17 protein-coding genes are annotated in these 15,816 nt (G+C 73.6%); 8 read left to right on the top strand and 9 right to left on the bottom strand.

All coding sequences use genetic code 11. From position 1 onward, the window contains the following. The first annotated feature begins 97 nt into the window (after positions 1-97). The gene (locus tag FHX44_RS29475; protein ID WP_147258771.1) at positions 98-1,156 is read left to right on the top strand and encodes a DUF2157 domain-containing protein; all 1,059 of its coding nucleotides are present in this window, start codon (positions 98-100) and stop codon (positions 1,154-1,156) included. 87 nt (positions 1,157-1,243) lie between these two features. Here the strand turns inward: FHX44_RS29475 and FHX44_RS29470 are convergent, their stop codons facing one another. Continuing rightward, on the bottom strand, positions 1,244-1,861 hold the full coding sequence (locus tag FHX44_RS29470; protein WP_147258770.1) for a hypothetical protein: 618 nt from the start codon (positions 1,859-1,861) through the stop codon (positions 1,244-1,246). Positions 1,862-2,080: 219 nt separating this feature from the next. Then, complete coding sequence (locus FHX44_RS29465; protein WP_281287921.1) at positions 2,081-2,398, bottom strand: ArsR/SmtB family transcription factor; 318 nt, start codon at positions 2,396-2,398, stop codon at positions 2,081-2,083. A gap of 142 nt (positions 2,399-2,540) precedes the next feature. On the opposite strand from FHX44_RS29465, the gene FHX44_RS29460 reads away from it, so the two are divergent. Next, positions 2,541-4,409: a heavy metal translocating P-type ATPase gene (locus FHX44_RS29460; RefSeq protein WP_147261561.1), complete on the top strand. Its 1,869-nt coding sequence runs from the start codon at positions 2,541-2,543 to the stop codon at positions 4,407-4,409. Here the strand turns inward: FHX44_RS29460 and FHX44_RS29455 are convergent. Then, positions 4,394-4,735, bottom strand: coding sequence for an MmcQ/YjbR family DNA-binding protein (locus FHX44_RS29455; RefSeq protein WP_147258769.1), 342 nt, complete (start codon positions 4,733-4,735; stop codon positions 4,394-4,396). The genes FHX44_RS29460 and FHX44_RS29455 overlap by 16 nt on opposite strands. A gap of 174 nt (positions 4,736-4,909) precedes the next feature. Between FHX44_RS29455 and FHX44_RS29450 the strand changes: the two genes are divergently transcribed. Together FHX44_RS29450 and FHX44_RS29445 are read left to right on the top strand one after the other, a co-directional pair. Beyond that, on the top strand, positions 4,910-6,238 hold the full coding sequence (locus tag FHX44_RS29450; RefSeq protein WP_212612701.1) for an MFS transporter: 1,329 nt from the start codon (positions 4,910-4,912) through the stop codon (positions 6,236-6,238). 16 nt (positions 6,239-6,254) lie between these two features. Continuing rightward, positions 6,255-7,337, top strand: a complete 1,083-nt coding sequence (locus FHX44_RS29445; protein ID WP_246170657.1) for a PTS fructose transporter subunit IIC — start codon at positions 6,255-6,257, stop codon at positions 7,335-7,337. Here the strand turns inward: FHX44_RS29445 and FHX44_RS29440 are convergent. Next, complete coding sequence (locus FHX44_RS29440) at positions 7,331-7,996, bottom strand: NAD(P)-dependent oxidoreductase (RefSeq protein WP_147258767.1); 666 nt, start codon at positions 7,994-7,996, stop codon at positions 7,331-7,333. The two genes, FHX44_RS29445 and FHX44_RS29440, sit on opposite strands and share 7 nt — an antisense overlap. Before the next feature lie 242 nt (positions 7,997-8,238). On the opposite strand from FHX44_RS29440, the gene FHX44_RS29435 reads away from it, so the two are divergent. From FHX44_RS29435 to FHX44_RS29425, 3 genes are read left to right on the top strand one after another with little or no spacing between them, the layout of a single operon-like run. Beyond that, complete coding sequence (locus tag FHX44_RS29435) at positions 8,239-8,661, top strand: PPOX class F420-dependent oxidoreductase (RefSeq protein WP_147258766.1); 423 nt, start codon at positions 8,239-8,241, stop codon at positions 8,659-8,661. After that, complete coding sequence (locus tag FHX44_RS29430; RefSeq protein ID WP_147258765.1) at positions 8,654-9,172, top strand: dihydrofolate reductase family protein; 519 nt, start codon at positions 8,654-8,656, stop codon at positions 9,170-9,172. The genes FHX44_RS29435 and FHX44_RS29430 overlap by 8 nt, the downstream gene beginning before the upstream one ends. Then, complete coding sequence (locus FHX44_RS29425) at positions 9,169-9,885, top strand: SDR family oxidoreductase (protein WP_147258764.1); 717 nt, start codon at positions 9,169-9,171, stop codon at positions 9,883-9,885. The genes FHX44_RS29430 and FHX44_RS29425 overlap by 4 nt, the downstream gene beginning before the upstream one ends. On the opposite strand, the gene FHX44_RS29420 is transcribed toward FHX44_RS29425, so the two are convergent. Continuing rightward, positions 9,878-10,837: a sigma-70 family RNA polymerase sigma factor gene (locus FHX44_RS29420; protein ID WP_170309088.1), complete on the bottom strand. Its 960-nt coding sequence runs from the start codon at positions 10,835-10,837 to the stop codon at positions 9,878-9,880. The two genes, FHX44_RS29425 and FHX44_RS29420, sit on opposite strands and share 8 nt — an antisense overlap. A gap of 98 nt (positions 10,838-10,935) precedes the next feature. Then, the gene (locus tag FHX44_RS29415; protein WP_147258762.1) at positions 10,936-11,427 is read right to left on the bottom strand and encodes a MarR family winged helix-turn-helix transcriptional regulator; all 492 of its coding nucleotides are present in this window, start codon (positions 11,425-11,427) and stop codon (positions 10,936-10,938) included. Positions 11,428-11,521: 94 nt separating this feature from the next. Here FHX44_RS29415 and FHX44_RS29410 point away from each other — a divergent pair, with 94 nt between their 5' ends. Continuing rightward, positions 11,522-12,901, top strand: a complete 1,380-nt coding sequence (locus FHX44_RS29410; protein ID WP_147258761.1) for an MFS transporter — start codon at positions 11,522-11,524, stop codon at positions 12,899-12,901. An 8-nt stretch (positions 12,902-12,909) separates the two neighbouring features. On the opposite strand, the gene FHX44_RS29405 is transcribed toward FHX44_RS29410, so the two are convergent. The 3 genes from FHX44_RS29405 to FHX44_RS29395 form a co-directional block, all read right to left on the bottom strand. Next, positions 12,910-14,229 carry a lysine N(6)-hydroxylase/L-ornithine N(5)-oxygenase family protein gene (locus FHX44_RS29405; RefSeq protein ID WP_246170656.1) on the bottom strand — a complete coding sequence of 440 codons (1,320 nt, stop codon included), beginning with the start codon at positions 14,227-14,229 and terminating at the stop codon, positions 12,910-12,912. A gap of 44 nt (positions 14,230-14,273) precedes the next feature. Further along, on the bottom strand, positions 14,274-15,086 hold the full coding sequence (locus FHX44_RS29400) for an alpha/beta fold hydrolase (protein ID WP_147258759.1): 813 nt from the start codon (positions 15,084-15,086) through the stop codon (positions 14,274-14,276). Between the two features lie 246 nt (positions 15,087-15,332). Next, complete coding sequence (locus tag FHX44_RS29395) at positions 15,333-15,554, bottom strand: MbtH family protein (RefSeq protein WP_147258758.1); 222 nt, start codon at positions 15,552-15,554, stop codon at positions 15,333-15,335. Between the last annotated feature and the right edge of the window lie 262 nt (positions 15,555-15,816).

The following is a 15,816-nucleotide window of genomic DNA, read 5'->3' as shown; positions in this document are numbered from 1 at the left end:
ACCGTGTGGAGGGCCTCTTCGCGTTGCGGTGACCGGTCCACATCCGGCGGAAGCCCCCGGCTCTGCGCAGCCGCCGGCAGGCGGCCACCATCCACCCATGACCTCACCGGCATCGGACAGTGACGGCCCCGACCTGGCCGCCGGCGTCCGGCGTTGGGTCGACAGCGGGCTGATCACCTCGGACCAGGCGGAACGCATCCTCGCCGCCGAGAGCATTCCGGCCGGGCGCCCGGCGGTGGCGTCCCGGGCGTCGATGGTGGCGGAGGCACTCGGCTACGTCGGCGCGGTGCTGGTCCTCGTCGGCGCGGTCACCGTCGCCGACCGCTACTGGTCGCAGATCGGCGTCGGCGGACGGCTGGGCATCGCCTTCGGTGCCGCCGCGCTGCTGCTCGCGACCGGCGCCGCCGTCCCCGCGCGGCGCGCTGATGTGGGGCGTCGGCTGCGCGGTGTGTGCTGGTTGCTGTCGGCGGCCCTGTTCGGCACCGGTCTCGCCCTGCTGGGCGACGAGGTCCTCCAGCTGCGCGGGGAGTCGATCGCGCTGCTGGCCGCAGCCGGCACCGCCGCCTACGCCGCCGTGCTCTGGTGGCGCCACCGCGGGGTGCTGCAGCAGGCCGCGCTGCTCGCCGCGCTCGCGGTCGCGGCGGGAGCCGCCGCCGCGCACCTGCCCGCCGACGACGACGCGGTGACGGGCCTCGCGGTGTGGGGCGTCGGCGCCGGATGGGCGGTGCTCGGCTGGGGCCGGGTCATCGCCGCGCGGAACGTGGCGTACGCACTGGGCGGCACCGCCCTCGTGGTCGGGTCGCAGTTCGCCGTCGAGACCGGCTGGGGCGCCGTGCTGGCCGTCGGATCCGTGATCGCACTGGTGACGGCCGGAGCGTGGCTGCGTGAGCTCGTCCTGCTCGGCGTCGGCGCGGTCGGCACGTTCCTCACGGTGCCCGCGGTGGTCGGGCAGTACTTCCCGGACACGCTCGCCGTTCCCCTCGCGCTGGTGGGCTGCGGCCTGCTCCTCGTGGCCGGGGCGGCCTACACCGCCCGCCTGCGCCGAACCGCCGCGACGCGCAGGAGGCAGGCGGAAGGCACCAGGACGGCGGCTCTCACCGTGGCGGCCGTCATCGCGGTGGCGGTGACCGTCGCCGTGCTCGTCATGGGATCGTGAACCGCCGCCGGAAGCGGGCCCCCACGACCCCGTTGGCTCCGACGGGGGTCCGAGGACCCGATCCGGAGAGGGCAGAACGGATGAGCGCTACTGGTTCTCGAGGACCCAGAACCGCTCGCCGCGCGAGGATTCGAGCTTGGCCAGCAGCTCCAGGTGGATCTCGCGGACCCGCTCGGCCGTGATCGCCTCGGCGGGGTCCACCTCCTCCAGCTGCACGCTGGTCGGATCCTCGTAGAGGTGCTCCCCGGCGAGGCGGCCGCGCTCGTCGTAGGGCCAGATGAACGCCTGGCGGCTGGACACGTGGTAGAGCTTGTCCGCGTCCGGGACGTCGTCGTAGCCGACGGCTCGCAGGTCCGAGCCCTTCGCCAGCTGGTGGAAGGTCAGCTCGTCGGCCACGCCCCAGTCGGCCACGGCGAGGCGGTCGTCGGAGTTCCACAGCACCGAGTTGCCGACGCTGTTGTAGAACGCGACGACGCCGTCCTTGCCCTCGATCACGGCCGGGTGGGCGCCCCAGGTGACCCGGTAGACGGGGTGGTCCACCATCATGTCGGGTGCGACGATCTTGTCGAACTGGCCCGATCCCTCCAGGTGGACGTGCCGCCAGAAGTTCAGCAGGATCGCCCGGTGCAGGGGCACGGTCGTCCGCTCGAGCAGCTCGGCGGTCGGCGTCATCGTCTCGTACAGGGCCTTCTCGAAGCGGTTCATGGCTTCCTCGTCGCTGTCTCGTCGTGGCGGGATGTTCGCCGGTTCGATGGCACAGGCTCACCACAGCGGCACGAACCCGCCAGCCGCGACGGTGAACCGTTCCCGCAATGACGGGTGCCGTGCGCTCGACAACGCCTCGCCCTGCGTCGCCACAGGCACGATCAATTCGAGATGCGGCCGTTGGCCGTGCTGAGGGCGCTCAGGCGCACCTCCGAGGGATCAGCGGGCGGCCGGGCGCGCGCCGAGGGCCGCGGCGAGCAGGGCCGCGACGTCGTCGTCCACCGCCGTGTAGTGCACGAACGTGCCGTCCCGGCGTCCGCGGACGAGGCCGGCGAGGCGCAGCTTCGACAGGTGCTGGCTGACCGCCGTGGGGGTGGCACCCACGAGCTCGGCGAGGCAGGCCACCGAGGTCTCTCCCTGCGACAGCGCCCAGAGGATCTTCACCCGGGTGGGGTCGGCGAGCAGCCGGAAACGCTCGGCGGCGGCGCGGGCCTCGTCGTCGCCGGGCATGTCGAAGTCGGGCAGGGTGCCGTGCACGTTCCGAGGGTAGCGGAGACCACAACTACCTGACTGTCTTTGTACCTTCGCATATGCGCAGGTACTGTCCCATGCCGTGGTCACCCTGGAACGGTCCGCCTCGCCCACGCCCGCCATCCGTCGCCGAGCGGCGATCCACGCCATGCCGGAGGTGCGGTGGGCCGCGGCGTCGCTGGTGCTCTTCGCCGCCGGTGGCGCGGCCCAGCTGGCGGGGGCGCCCGCGCCGGTCTGGTGGGCGCTCTACCTCGCCTGCTACGCCGCGGGCGGCTGGGAACCCGCGCTCGCCGGGCTGCGCGCGCTGCGCGAGCGGACGCTCGACGTCGACCTGCTGATGGTCGTGGCCGCGATCGCGGCCGCGGCGATCGGCCAGGTGTTCGACGGCGCCCTCCTGATCGTCATCTTCGCCACCTCCGGCGCGGTCGAGGCCGTCGTCACCCGGCGCACCGAGGAGTCGGTGCGGGCGCTGCTCGACCTCGCCCCCGAGCGCGCCACCCTGCTGCACGCCGACGGCACGGAGGAGAACGTCCCGGTCGCGGACCTCGCCGTCGGCGACGTGGTGCTCGTCCGGCCGGGCGAGCGGATCGGCGCCGACGGCATCGTGGTCTCGGGCATCACCGAGGTCGACCAGGCCTCGATCACCGGCGAAGGGCTGCCGGTCACCAAGCGACCCGGCGACGAGGTGTTCGCCGGCACCGTCAACGGCACCGGCTCGGTGCGGGTCGGCGTCGAGCGCGTCGCGGCGGAGTCGGTGGTGGCCCGGATCGCCACGATGGTGGAGCAGGCCTCGGCCACGAAGGCGCGCACGCAGCTGTTCATCGAGCGCGTCGAGCAGCGCTACTCCGTGGCCGTGGTGACCGGGGCGCTGGCGCTGGTCGCGATCCCGCTCGCCTTCGGCGCGGCCTTCGAGCCGACGCTCCTGCGCGCGATGACCTTCATGATCGTCGCCTCGCCCTGCGCGATCGTCCTCGCGACGATGCCGCCGCTGCTCGCCGCGATCGCGAACGGCGGCAGGCGCGGTGTGCTGGTGAAGTCCGCGGTGGCGATGGAAGCGCTCGGCCGCACCACGGTCGTCGCGTTCGACAAGACCGGCACGCTCACGGAGGGCCGCCCGCACCTGGAGTCCGTGACGCCGATCGGTGAGCTCGACGAGGACGCCGTGCTCGCGCTCGCCGCAGCCGCCGAGCGCCCCAGCGAGCACCCCCTCGCCGGCGCGGTCGTGCAGGCCGCCCGGGAACGCGGGCTGCCCATCACCGATGCCACCGACTTCAGCGCCGTGCCCGGGCGCGGCGTCCGCGCCACCGTCGGCGGGACGGCCGTCGTCGTCGGCTCGCCCGCACTGCTGGACGGGCTCGCGGCGGTGCCGGTCGCGCGGCTCGAGGCCGACGGCGCCACCGTCGTCGTCGTGATCGCCGACGGCCGCCCGGTCGGGCTGCTCGCGCTCGTCGACCGGCTCCGATCGGACGCGGCGGAGACGGTCGCGCGGCTCGCGGAGCTGACCGGCAACGCACCCGTGCTGCTCACCGGGGACCATCCGGCGGCCGCGGCCCAGGTGGCCGCTGCCGTCGGCATCAGCGACGTGCGCGCCGGCCTTCTCCCCGACGCCAAGGCCGCCGCGGTGTGGGAGCTGCGGGCCGCCGGGCATCGCGTGCTCCTCGTCGGCGACGGCGTGAACGACGCGCCGGCGCTCGCCACCGCCGACGCCGGGGTGGCGCTGGGCGGGCGGGGTGTCGCGCTTGCCGTGGAGACCGCCGACATCGTGATCGTCCGCGACGACCTCTCCACCCTGCCGAACCTGCTCGGCCTCTCCCGCCAGGCCCGCCGGGTCGTCCTGGCCAACGTCGCGATCGCGGCCACGGTGATCGCCGTGCTGGTCACGTGGGACCTCGTCGGCACCCTTCCGCTCCCGCTCGGCGTGGCCGGGCACGAGGGGTCCACCGTCGTGGTCGCGCTCAACGGCCTGCGCCTCCTGCGCGCCGCGGCCTGGCGGCGTGCCGGTCAGCGCGCCAGATGACCCGCGGCCACGCTCTTCGGCACGACCATGCGCCACGCGTCCACCACCAGCTCGCGCATCTCGTCCTCGTCGAGCGCGGCCGTCCACGCGTGCACCCAGTTGAACCGCTGGTCGGAGAGGCCGGGCAGGTGGAACTTCGCGGGGGCGGATGCGATGAGGGCGTCGCGTTCCTCCTTGGGGAACGCGAAGCCCATCACCGTCTCGTCCCGCGAGAACGCGACGTAGACGATCTGGCCGACGCGGAACTTCACGCGGTCGTGGATGAGGTGCTCGGTGGTGCGGGGCAGCGACACTGCCAGCCGCCGCACCTCGTCGACCGTGACCATGGGCCCAGCATGCACCCGGGGCCCGACGATTCCGTCCACCCGACGGGGCCGTGAGCGGTCTCACCGCTTTCTGGATCGATTCCAGCTGGGCTTTCGTGGACCCTGGAACCCGGTGCCCGCAGTCGCCGCGCCAGCCAGCCGAACGCCGACGATCACGTGGAACCGGACTCCCCCATGCCTTTCCCCCTCGATCCCGCCCGCCTGCGCAACGCGCGTCGCCGCAGGTCGACCCCTCCCCCGGTGCGCCGGCACCGCGCCGCCGCCACCGTCCTGTTCACCGTGGACGGAGCCGTCTTCGGCTCGTGGGCCTCGCGCATCCCCGACGTCGCGGCGAACGTCGGCGCGGGGCCGACCGCCCTCGGCCTCGCCCTGCTGTGCGTCTCGCTCGGGGCGCTCGCCAGCATGCAGCTGACCGGAGCGCTGTGCGCCCGGCTCGGCCCGGGGCTCGCCGGCGTCGCCGCCGCGGTCGCGACCTGCGCCGCGCTCGCCCTCCCCGGTCTCACCGGCTCGATCCCCGAGCTCGCGGTGGCGCTGCTGGTGTTCGGTGCCGCCACCGGCACGCTGAACGTGGCCGCCAACGCGATCGGCGTGCAGGTCGAGGCCGCGGCCCGCCGCCCCGTCCTGCCGTCACTGCACGCCGGGTTCAGCTTCGGCGGGCTCGCCGGAGCAGCGGCCGGCGGGGCCGGCGCCGCGCTCGCGTCCCCCGCCGTGCACCTGCTCGTCGTCGCCGCGCTCGGGGTGCTCGCGACGGCGACCGTGGCGCCCGTCCTGCTGGCGGCCGACGGCGAGCAGGCCCGGGACGGCGCCGCCCCGCCACCGCGCGGCACCACGCGCGGTCTCGTCGTGCTGCTGGGCGTCATCGCAGGCTGCACCGCGTTCGGGGAGGGCGCGGTCACCGACTGGGGCGCGCTGCACCTGCAGGAGATCGGCGCGACGCCGGTGCTCGCGGCCGCCGGGTACGCCTGCTTCTCCCTCGCGATGGCGTGCGGCCGGCTGGCCGGGAACGGCCTCGTGCACGCGCTCGGGCCGACCCGCGTCGTGACGGGTGGGGCGCTGCTCGCCACCGCGGGAGCCCTGGTCGTCGCGACCGTGCACGACGTCGAGATCGTGCTCGCCGGCTTCGTGCTGATCGGGATCGGCCTCGCCAACGTCTTCCCGATCGCCATCGCGCGGGCCGGCGCCCACGCCGGGGCCGGCGGGGTCGCGCTCGCCTCCACGGTCGGCTACACCGGTCTGCTCGGCGGCCCGCCGCTGCTCGGGATCGTCGCCGAGTCGGTCGGGCTGCCCGTCGCGTTCGCGACGGTGGCGGCACTGGCCGCGGTGGCAGCGGTGTTGGCCGTGCCTGCGCTCGGTGGCGGTGAACGCGTGCTCCGCGTCATCACCACCGCCCTCGTCGCCGCCCTCCGCCGGCACACCGCGCAGCTCGGCGTGCTGCACGCCCAGCTGGGCGGCCCCGCAGGTGACCGGCGCCCGTACCCGGGGCTCGAAGCCCTCGCCACCTGATCCGAGGTCCGACATGATGAACGCTCCCACCCTGGCCCACCCCACTTCCAGCCCGACCGTCGCCGCGGTCCACGGCAAGCTCATGCAGGGCGTGAGCTACGCGATCCCGTTCGTCGTCACCGGCGGCGTGCTGCTCGCGCTCGGCTACGCACTCGGCGGCCCGACGATCGGCGCCGCACCCCCGGTGACCGCCGGTTTCGACTGGCTCGCCCCCGTGAGCTGGGCAGCGCTGCTGCACCAGCTCGGCGCGCTCACCTTCGGGCTGCTCGTCCCCGTGGTCGGCGGGTACGTCGCCCACGCCATCGCCGACCGGCCCGCGCTGGTGCCCGGGTTCGTCGGCGGCACCGTCGCCGCCCAGACCGGGGCCGGCTTCCTCGGCGGGCTCGTCGCCGGGGTGCTCGCAGGCGTCGTCGTCGACCGGCTCGCACGCTGGCGGCCACCGCGCGTCGTCGCGGGGCTGCGTCCCGTGCTGGTCCTGCCGCTGGCAGGCACCCTGGTCACCGGCGCAGTCATGTGGCTCGTCGTCGGCAGGCCGCTGGCCGCCCTGACCTCCTCGCTGACGAGCGGGCTCGCCGACCTGTCCACCGGCAGCCTCGTGCTCGCGGGCGCGGCGCTCGGGCTGATGGTGGCCGCCGACCTCGGCGGGCCGATCAACAAGACGGCCTACACGTTCGCCGTCGCGGGCCTCGCCACGGGCACCCCGTCCGCGCAGACGGTCATGGCCGCCGTCATGGCCGCCGGCATGACGCCGCCGCTCGCCATGGCGCTCGCGACCACCCTGCGCCGCGACCGGTTCACTCCCGCCGAACGGGAGAACGGGCGCGCGGCGTGGCTGCTCGGCGCGGTGTACGTGACGGAGGGCGCCATCCCGTTCGCCGCCGCCGACCCGCTGCGCGTGCTGCCGTCGCTCCTCGCCGGCGCGACGGTCACCGGCGGCCTCTCGGCCGCCTTCGGCGCTGCGACAGCCGCCCCGCACGGCGGCATCTTCGTGCTCCCGCTGGTCGGCAACCCGCTCGGCCACGTGCTGGCGATCGCCGCCGGCACGCTGGTCTCGGCGGTGATGGTCCTGTCGCTGAAATCGCTCCGGCGGCCTCAGTAGGCGACGGCGATGGCGTGGCCGATGGTCGACGGCTGCACGAGGGTCTGGAGCATGAAGTGCGCGGCGTCCGCGCGGGACAGCCGGAGGCCGCGTCGGACGTTGCGTTCACGAGCGGTGCGGTACCGCCCGGTCGAGGGGCCGTTCGTCAGGTACGGGGGGCGCACGGAGGTCCAATCGAGGCCGCTGGCCCGCAGGACGTCCTCCATCATCGCGACGTCGGTGAAGTGCGGCCCCACGGCCAGGCGCGCCAGCGGTGTGGCGAAGAACTGGTTGTAGAGGCCGGCCCCGGGCTCACGCCTCGGCGGTCGGGGTCGGGCCGGCGTCCGGGCGGTCGACACGCCGGCGCCGCTGACCGCGACGATGCGCCGGCAGCCGGCCTCCCGCATCGCCGCGACGATCGTCTCGGTGCCGGCGGACACCACCCCGTACTCGTGCCGTCCGCGCGGTCCGAGGCAGGACAGCACGGCGTGCGATCCGTACAGCGCCGAGCGCAGGACCGTGCGGTCGGCATGGCCGAGGTCCACGGCGACGGCGGGAACGTCGCGGTGCAGGTTATGCGGGTTGCGCACCGCGGCCGTGACCGTGTGCCCGGCGGCGAGTGCCTGGTCGACGAGCTGGCGGCCGATGCCCCCTGTTGCTCCGACGATCGTGACGTGCATCTGACCCCCCGTAGATCCCTACGATCTAGATATTATATGGATACCGGATCATACGGGATCGGTAGGGCTGTCGGTGGCCGGGACGGTCGGTGACGAGGCGCCGGACACCAGCGGGACGTTCTCGTCTCCGCCGGCCGCGGACGACCTCCGCGAGCTGGGCCGCCACGCCGGGCATCCACGAGTCGCCGAAGTCATCGAGCTGCGGCAGATTCCTCTCGCGTCGCCTCGGGGTCTACCCCTGCATGCAACTCGCATTGCCCGAGAGGGCCAGAGACCTGATCGACGGACCGCACACGGCGATCCTCGCCACCCCGAACCGCGACGGTCACCCGCAGTCGTCCGTGATCTTCGTGAAGCGGTCGGGGGACACGGTCGTGTTCAGCACGATCCGCGGGCGCCTGAAGACCCGGAACATGGAACGCGATCCCCGCGTGAGCCTGCTCGTGCTCGCGCACCCGGGGAGGTACGTCGAGATCCGCGGCCGCGTCGACATCACCGACGACCCGGACAAGACCCTGCTCGGCGAGATGTACGAGCGCCACATGAACGGCGCGACGCCACCTCCCGAGCCCGACGCCGAGCGCGTGATCGTCCGCGTCCACCCCGAGAAGGTCTACTTCTGGCCCCCGCTCCCCGCAGCCGCTGAAAGGAACGCACATGCGTGAGATCGTCGAGTCGACGTTGATCTCCCTCGACGGGGTCGTCGACGATCCCGGCTCCTGGGCACTGGACTATTTCGACGAGCAGTTCCTGCAGGAGGCGTACGAACTGCTGAAGGGCTGCGACGCGATGCTGATGGGTCGCGGGACCTACGACGACCTGTCCTGGCGGTGGCCCGGCCAGAAGGGCGACTTCGCGGACGCGATCAACGGGATCCGGAAGTACGTCTTCTCGTCCACCCTGGAACGCGCCGAGTGGAACAACTCGGTCATCGTCCGGGGCGACGTGGTCGAGGAGGTCCGCACGCTGAAGGAATCCGGCGACGGGGACCTGGTCGTCTTCGGGCACGGGCGGCTGTCGCGCACCTTGCTCCAGCACGGCCTCCTGGACAGGTTCCGTTTCGCGGTGCACCCGATCGTCGTCGGGGACGACCCGAAGACCCCGCTCTCGCTCGTCGGCACCCATTCCCGGCGCTCGGGTGTCGTGGTGCTGAACCACAGGGTCGACCGGGGATGACCGATCTCCTCGCCGGGTGCACCGTGCTCGTGATCGGCGGCAGTTCGGGCATCGGAGCCGAGGTCGCCCGGCGCGCCGCGGCCGCAGGCGCGCACCTGGTTCTCACCGGCCGGGACGACGCCAAGCTCGCGGCGGCCGCTGTCCGGATCGGTGCGACGCGGGCCGACGCGTTCGACGCGCACGACGAGTCCGCGCTCACGAGCTTCTTCGACGGGGTCGACGAGATCGACCACGTCGTCTCGATGATCGGCGACTCGATGTCCGGCGGCTTCCTCGAGACGTCGCCGGACACGATGCGCCACGTCCTCGCGTCCAAGTTCGCGACCAACTGGGCCATCGCCCGGCTGGCCGCCGGGAAGATCCGCGACGGCGGCAGCATGACCTTCACCGCGGGTACCGGCGGGCGTCCGCACGACACGTCCGCGTCGAGCGTCGCGAACCTCGGGATCCAGGCGATGGTGCAGGGGCTCGCGGTCGAGGCGGCGCCCGGCGTCCGGGTGAACGCCGTGGCGCCCACGTTCATGGACACCCCGTTCTGGCGCGGGCTCTCCCGGGAGCAGTTCGACGGGATACGGGCCGGCTTCGTCCCGAGGGTGCCGTTGCGCAGGCTCGGCACGGTCGAGGAGGTGGCCGACGCCTACGTCTTCCTGATGAGGGCCACGTTCGTCACGGGGCAGGTGCTCGCGGTGGACGGGGGCGTCTCGCTCACCTGACCGACGGGAATCCGAAGGCCGTCACGAGGGCGGGGTCGGCGAACACGACGATGCGGCCGATCCCGTCCTCCGCGACGGTCAGCACCGCCACCCCGAACGCCTCGTGGGCGCCGGAGGGCCCGCGGAGGTACGCCACGGCGGCCGGCTGCCCGTTGGCGCGGGTCGGCACCATCCGCCAGTCCCCCGGGGAGCCGAGGACCTGCGGGCTCGTGAGGTAGGGCAGGCAGGTGCACAGCCCGGAGAACCACGTGCGGGAGCCGACCATCTCCAGCGCGGCGTCGGCGCGCAGCACCTCCTCGAACGCGGCCGCGTCGGCGTTCTCGAAGGCGGCGATGTAGCGGTCGAGCAGTGCGCGGGCCCGCGGCTCGTCCGGCTCGGCGAGTGCCTCGGCACTGGGCGCCACCTCCTCCAGCCGGGCGCGGGCGCGCTGCAGGGCGCTCTTGACCGCCGCGACGCTGATGTCGAGCACGGCCGCGACGTCGGCGGCCGGGAACGCCAGCACGTCGCGCAACAGAAGCACCGCGCGCTGCCGGGCGGGCAGGTGCTGCAGGCTGGCGACCAGCGCGAGCCGGAGGTCCTCCCGCTCCACCACGACCGCCGCGGGATCCCCCTCCACCAGCGCATCCGGGAAGGGCTGCACCCAGCTGACCTCGGGCCCCGCCGGCACCGGCGGCGCGTACGGGTCGTCCGACGGGCCGGTGAGCCCGGACGGCAACACCCGGCGCCCCCGGCGTTCGAGCGCGGTCAGGCAGGCGTTGGTCGCGATCCGGTGGAGCCAGGTCCGCACCGACGAGCGCTCCTCGAACGCGCCGTAGGCCCGCCAGGCGCGCAGGTACGTCTCCTGCACGACGTCCTCGGCGTCGTGCAGCGACCCGAGCATCCGGTAGCAGTGCGCGAGCAGCTCGCGGCGGAACGGCTCGGTGCGGGCGGCGAAGTCCCGGGAGTCGGGCATCACGTCATGGAAGACCATGACAGGTAGACCCGCCGACCCGCGGAGAGGAATCGCTCCCGAAGCACTTCGGCTCCGAGGTGGGGCCGTGGAGCGGGTGCTCAGCTCTCCCTGGCGAGGGTCGGCCTGCGTTCTGCGAACGCGGCGGTGAGCTCCTCCAGCGCGGGCAGCGCGGCCAGCAACGCGGTGGCGGTCTCCGCCGGGAGCCGCTCGACGACGGCGAGCAGGATCGCGGTGCGGCGTTCCATGATCCGCATGCTCTTCTCGCGCCCCGCCACGGTGGCCTCGGCCACGACACCGCGCTGGTCGGACGTGGCCGAGGAGCGCACGATCAGCCCCTTCTGCTCCAGCACGCCCATCACGCGCGAGAGCATCGTGGGGTTGACGCCCTCGAGCTCGGCGACCGCGGAGATCCGGATCGGACCGCGCGCGACGACCACTCCGAGGACCGACGCCTGGGTGGGGGTGAGCTCCTCGCTGGACGCGGACTCGTTCATCGACCGGGCCAGCTTGCCGATCACGCGCCGCAGCCGCGCGGCGGCATCGGTGTCGAAGGCCGTGTCGACGCCTGCGGCATCCCCTGCGCCCTGCATCTGCCCATGAAACCAGGGCGAACCGCGCCCCGGAGCCGCGACCCGGTGTTAGATTGCTTGCCGTCAAGCAACTAGCGGGAGGGATCCGGTGCCCGTGACCGTCGAAGCCGCACGGCGCCCGGCGCTCGTCCGCTGGCTGGTGTTCGCCACCGTCGTGCTCGCCATGCTGATGCACGCCATCGACCAGACCTCGGTGGCGACGGCGCTCTCGGCGATGCAGGGCGACCTCGGCGCGAGCCTGGCGTGGATCGGCTGGACGATCACGATCTACTCGGTCGGGCAGATCCTCGTCCTGCCGCTCGGCGGGCCGATGGGCGACCGGTTCGGGGCTCGCCGGGTCTATCTGATCGCCGTCGCGGCGTTCACGGTGGCGTCGGTGCTGTGCGGGCTCTCGTCGGGCACGGCGCAGCTGATCGTCTTCCGGTTCCTGCAGGGGCTCGCGGGCGGCGTTCTGCTGCCGGTGGCCACCGCGATCGTCTCCGCCGAGTTCGGCCCCGACCGGGACCGGGCGATCGCGCTCTTCAGCACCGCCTTCCCGATCGGTGCGGTTCTGGGACCGCTGGCCGGCGGGCTCATCCTCACGTTCGCGTCGTGGCGGGAGATCTTCTTCGTCAACGTGCCGGTCGGCATCGTGCTGATCTGCCTCGGGCGAGCGCTGATCCGGGAGACCCCGCGCACGGCGGTGGCCCGCGTCGACCTCGTCGGGATCGGGTGGCTCACCGCGCTCCTGCTGTCCGGCATGGTCGCGATCACCCGGATCGGCGCGCTCGGCGAGGGGTGGACCGGGCCGGCGTCGGTGCTGTGCGCCGCCGCCGTCGCACTGGTGGCCGGCCGGTTCCTGCTGCGCCACCTGCACCGCCACCCCGCCCCCATCGTCTCGCCCAGGCTGCTGACCGGGCAGCGGCTGGGCCTGATGAACGTCATGAACGTCCTGTTCGGCGCCGCCGTGCTCGGGTTCTCCGCGCTGCTCCCGCACTACGCGCAGATCCGCTACGACATGACGCCCATCGCCTCCGGCGGCCTGCTCACGGTCCGGGCCGTGTTCATGATCGCCCTGTCGGCGATCGCCGTCGGGCTGCTGCGCCGGCTGGGACACCGACCGCTCCTGCTCGCCGGAATGGCCGCGATCACCATCGCGCTCCTGCTCACCGGGCTCCCGCCCGTGCACAGCGGCCCCGAACTCTGGCTCTCCCTCGGCGCCGCGGTCATGGGGGTCGGGATGGGCCTCGCCGCCCCGTCCTCGGCCAACGCCGGGATGCACCTCGTGCCGGACCAGGCCGCGGCCGTCTCAGGCCTGCGGGTGCTGTTCCGCCAGGCGGGGGCGATCATCGCCGTCTCGGTGGTGACGGCCGTGACCTCGGCCGCTGCCGACCCGGCGGTGGCCAACGCCTACGCGTTCCTCGCACTGGCGGTGGCGATGGGAGGCGCGGTCGCCCTGGCCACGCGCATCCCGAACCAACGGGGCCGCTGGTAGGCCGCCCGCTACGACGGCCGGTGGGCCGGCGGAACCGCCGGCTGCGACGAGTCCGGTGGCTCGTCGATCCGTGACTCCAGCGACGCGAGGATGTCGCCGCTGCGCACGGCGACGTTCGAGAGCAGGGTCGAGGCCGGACCGTGCGTATGTTCCGTGGCGCCCTGCACGTAGACCAGCGCATCCGAGCCGTCGAGCTCGAGCCGGTAGTCCTCGGTGATGCGGGCGCGGCCGTGCTCGTCGCGGCGGGCGACCAACCCGGCGAGGAAGCGCGCCGGGTCGGCGGAGCGGTAGCCGGTGGCGTAGACGATCGCATCGGCGTCGAGGTCGGTGACCGTGCCGTCGAGGGAGCTGCGGATGCGCACCCGCACGCGGTCCCCCATGTCCTCGCACGCCTCGACCGCGCACATCTTCTCGAACCGCAGCCGCTCGCGGCCCTCCACCCGCTCGGCGTAGTGCCGCTCGTAGAGGGCCTCGATGAGGTCGGGGTCGACCACGGAGTAGTTGGTGTTGCGGTGCAGCGTGGCGACCCGCCCGCGTACCTCCGGCGGGCTGCCGTAGAACTCGTGCACGGCGTCGGGGTCGAAGACGCGGTTGGCGAAGGCGCTGTCGTCGGCCGGGCTGTAGCCCCAGCGCTGGAACACCGCGTGGACGTCGGCGTCGGGGAAGCTGCGGTGCAGGTGGTCCACGCTCTCGGCGGCGCTCTGCCCGGCCCCGACCACCACGAATCGTCGCGGCGCAGGGCCGGTGGCGAGCTTGGCCACGTTGGGCACGAGCCGGCTGTTGTGCCAGATCCGCTCCCGCGCCTCCAGGCCGTCGGGCAGCACGGGCGCGAGCCCGGTGGCGATCACGACGGCGCGCGCGACGACGCGGACCGCCCCTCCACCGCGCCGGCCCGTCACCGCGAGCAGCCCGTCACCCGTCGGCTCGATCTTCTCGACCGTGGTGCCGTAGGAGACGACGTCGTCGAAGCGCGCCGCGGCCCACGACAGGTAGTCGTGGAACTCCAGCCGGGTGGGGAAGAACGTCTGCCGGTTGACGAAGTCGACGAGCCTGCCGCGCTCGGCGAGGTAGCTGACGAACCCGAAGCGGCTGGTCGGGTTGCGCAGGGTGGCGAGATCCTTGAGGAACGCGACCTGCATGCGGGTGTCGGGGATGAGCATGCCGCGGTGCCAGCCGAAGGCCTCCTGCCGCTCCAGGAAGCGGACCGAGATCGGCCGCTCGGCGGCGTCATCGCGCTCGGCGACGGCGATGGCGAGGCCGAGGTTGGCCGGGCCGAAGCCGACCCCCACGACATCGAGGACGGAACCGTCATGGGAGTCGTGGGGCACCGGAGCTGGATCCTCTCGTGACGTTGATTCGCTCGCAAGCTCGCTCATCGGACGGCGAGGAAGTCGAGCAGCACCCGGTTCACCTCGTCGGGGCGCTCCAGGTAGCCGAAGTGGCCGGCGTCGGGGATCTCCACGTAGCGGGCGCCGGGCACGGTGTCGGCCACCTCGCGGGAGAGGCGGGGCGGGATCGCCACGTCGTCGGCGAACGCGACCACGAGCAGCGGCACGGCGACGTCGCGGTAGGCGGCGCCTCGGTCGGCGAGCGCCGTCGACGCGGCGAGCTGCGCCCGGTGGCCGGGGGTGATCGCCGCGCCGCCGAAGGAGAGCAGGTCGAGCCAGTCCTGGGCGGTCTGCTCGTCGCGCAGGGTCGCCGGGGAGAGGTTCTGCATCGCCGCCACGGCGGCGTGGAAGCCGAGCGGCAGCACGATCTTCTCGTCGGCGAGCGCGATCTCGCCGGCCGTGAATGCCCGCTGGACCGGGTCGAGGCGGGCGTGGGCGGCCAGCGCGACGGCGCGCGTGACCAGGTCGGGGTGGGCCAGCGCGAGCTCGACCACGATCCGCGCGCCCAGGGACGTGCCGACCACGGCGGCCGGTCCGGCGTCGAGGTGTTCCACCAGTGCCGCGACGTCGCCGACCATGTCGTCGATCGTGAAGCCGGCGGTGCACTCGTCGCTGCCGCCGACGCCCCGGTTGTCCAGGGTGACCACCCGGAACCCCGCGCCGCGCAGCGCAGGCACCTGGTGGGTGTGCCAGACCCGCCCGGGGCTCCCGCTACCCATCACGAGCACGGCGAGCGGGCCGGTCCCGCCGCAGTCGTCGTAGGAGATCCGCACGCCGCCCCGCGTGATGATCGTCATGGCTGGAACCCCCCGCGTGGATCCTCGGCACCCGTCATCGATTCCCCGCTCCCGGTCGACCTGCGTGGGAAGGACCTGGTCATGGCTGCCGCGCCCCGGTACGACAGGGACGCGGCAGCCGGGCACCGCGCTATGCGGTGGTCGGGCGGGGCGGTCGCGGCGGCGGCACGGCGCAGGCGATCGACCGTCCGCGCGGACGGGCCGTGCCGCTGAGCGGCGTGCGGCGCGCGGTGGCAGTCGACCGTGTCACGCGGGCGTGCCGCCCATCCTCGCCACCAGGCTCGCGGGGCGCAGGTCCGTCCACGTCGACTCGATGAACGCGAGCACCTCGGCGCGCGAGCCCGGGCCGTGCACCGCGGTCCAGCCATCCGGGACGGGCGCGAACGTCGGCCACAGCGAGTACTGCTCCTCCCCGTTGACCAGCGCCACGAACTCGCCGGACTCGTCATCGAAGGGATTGGTGGTCACCCGGTCACTCCTCGCAGCTCGACAACGAAGGCAACCCTAAGCACAAGGAAGGTAAGCCTGAACTAGGCTGATCGGGTGAAGGCGCTGCTACGGCTGGTCAGCGCCCCGCGCGGTACGAAGGGGCGCACGGGATGTGACAGGGCGCACGTCGGCCGACGCGCTCCGCGGGAGCCGCCCGATCCGCCGTTCACCATCCACGGCAGGGTCGAGCCCCGGCGGGCAGCACACCATCGCTGTCGCCGCCACCGCGACGCGCTGATCG

Source organism: Pseudonocardia hierapolitana (assembly GCF_007994075.1).
GTDB lineage: Bacteria > Actinomycetota > Actinomycetes > Mycobacteriales > Pseudonocardiaceae > Pseudonocardia > Pseudonocardia hierapolitana.
Note: the sequence above shows the minus strand (reverse complement) of the source record. Positions and strands in the feature narration are given on the sequence as shown.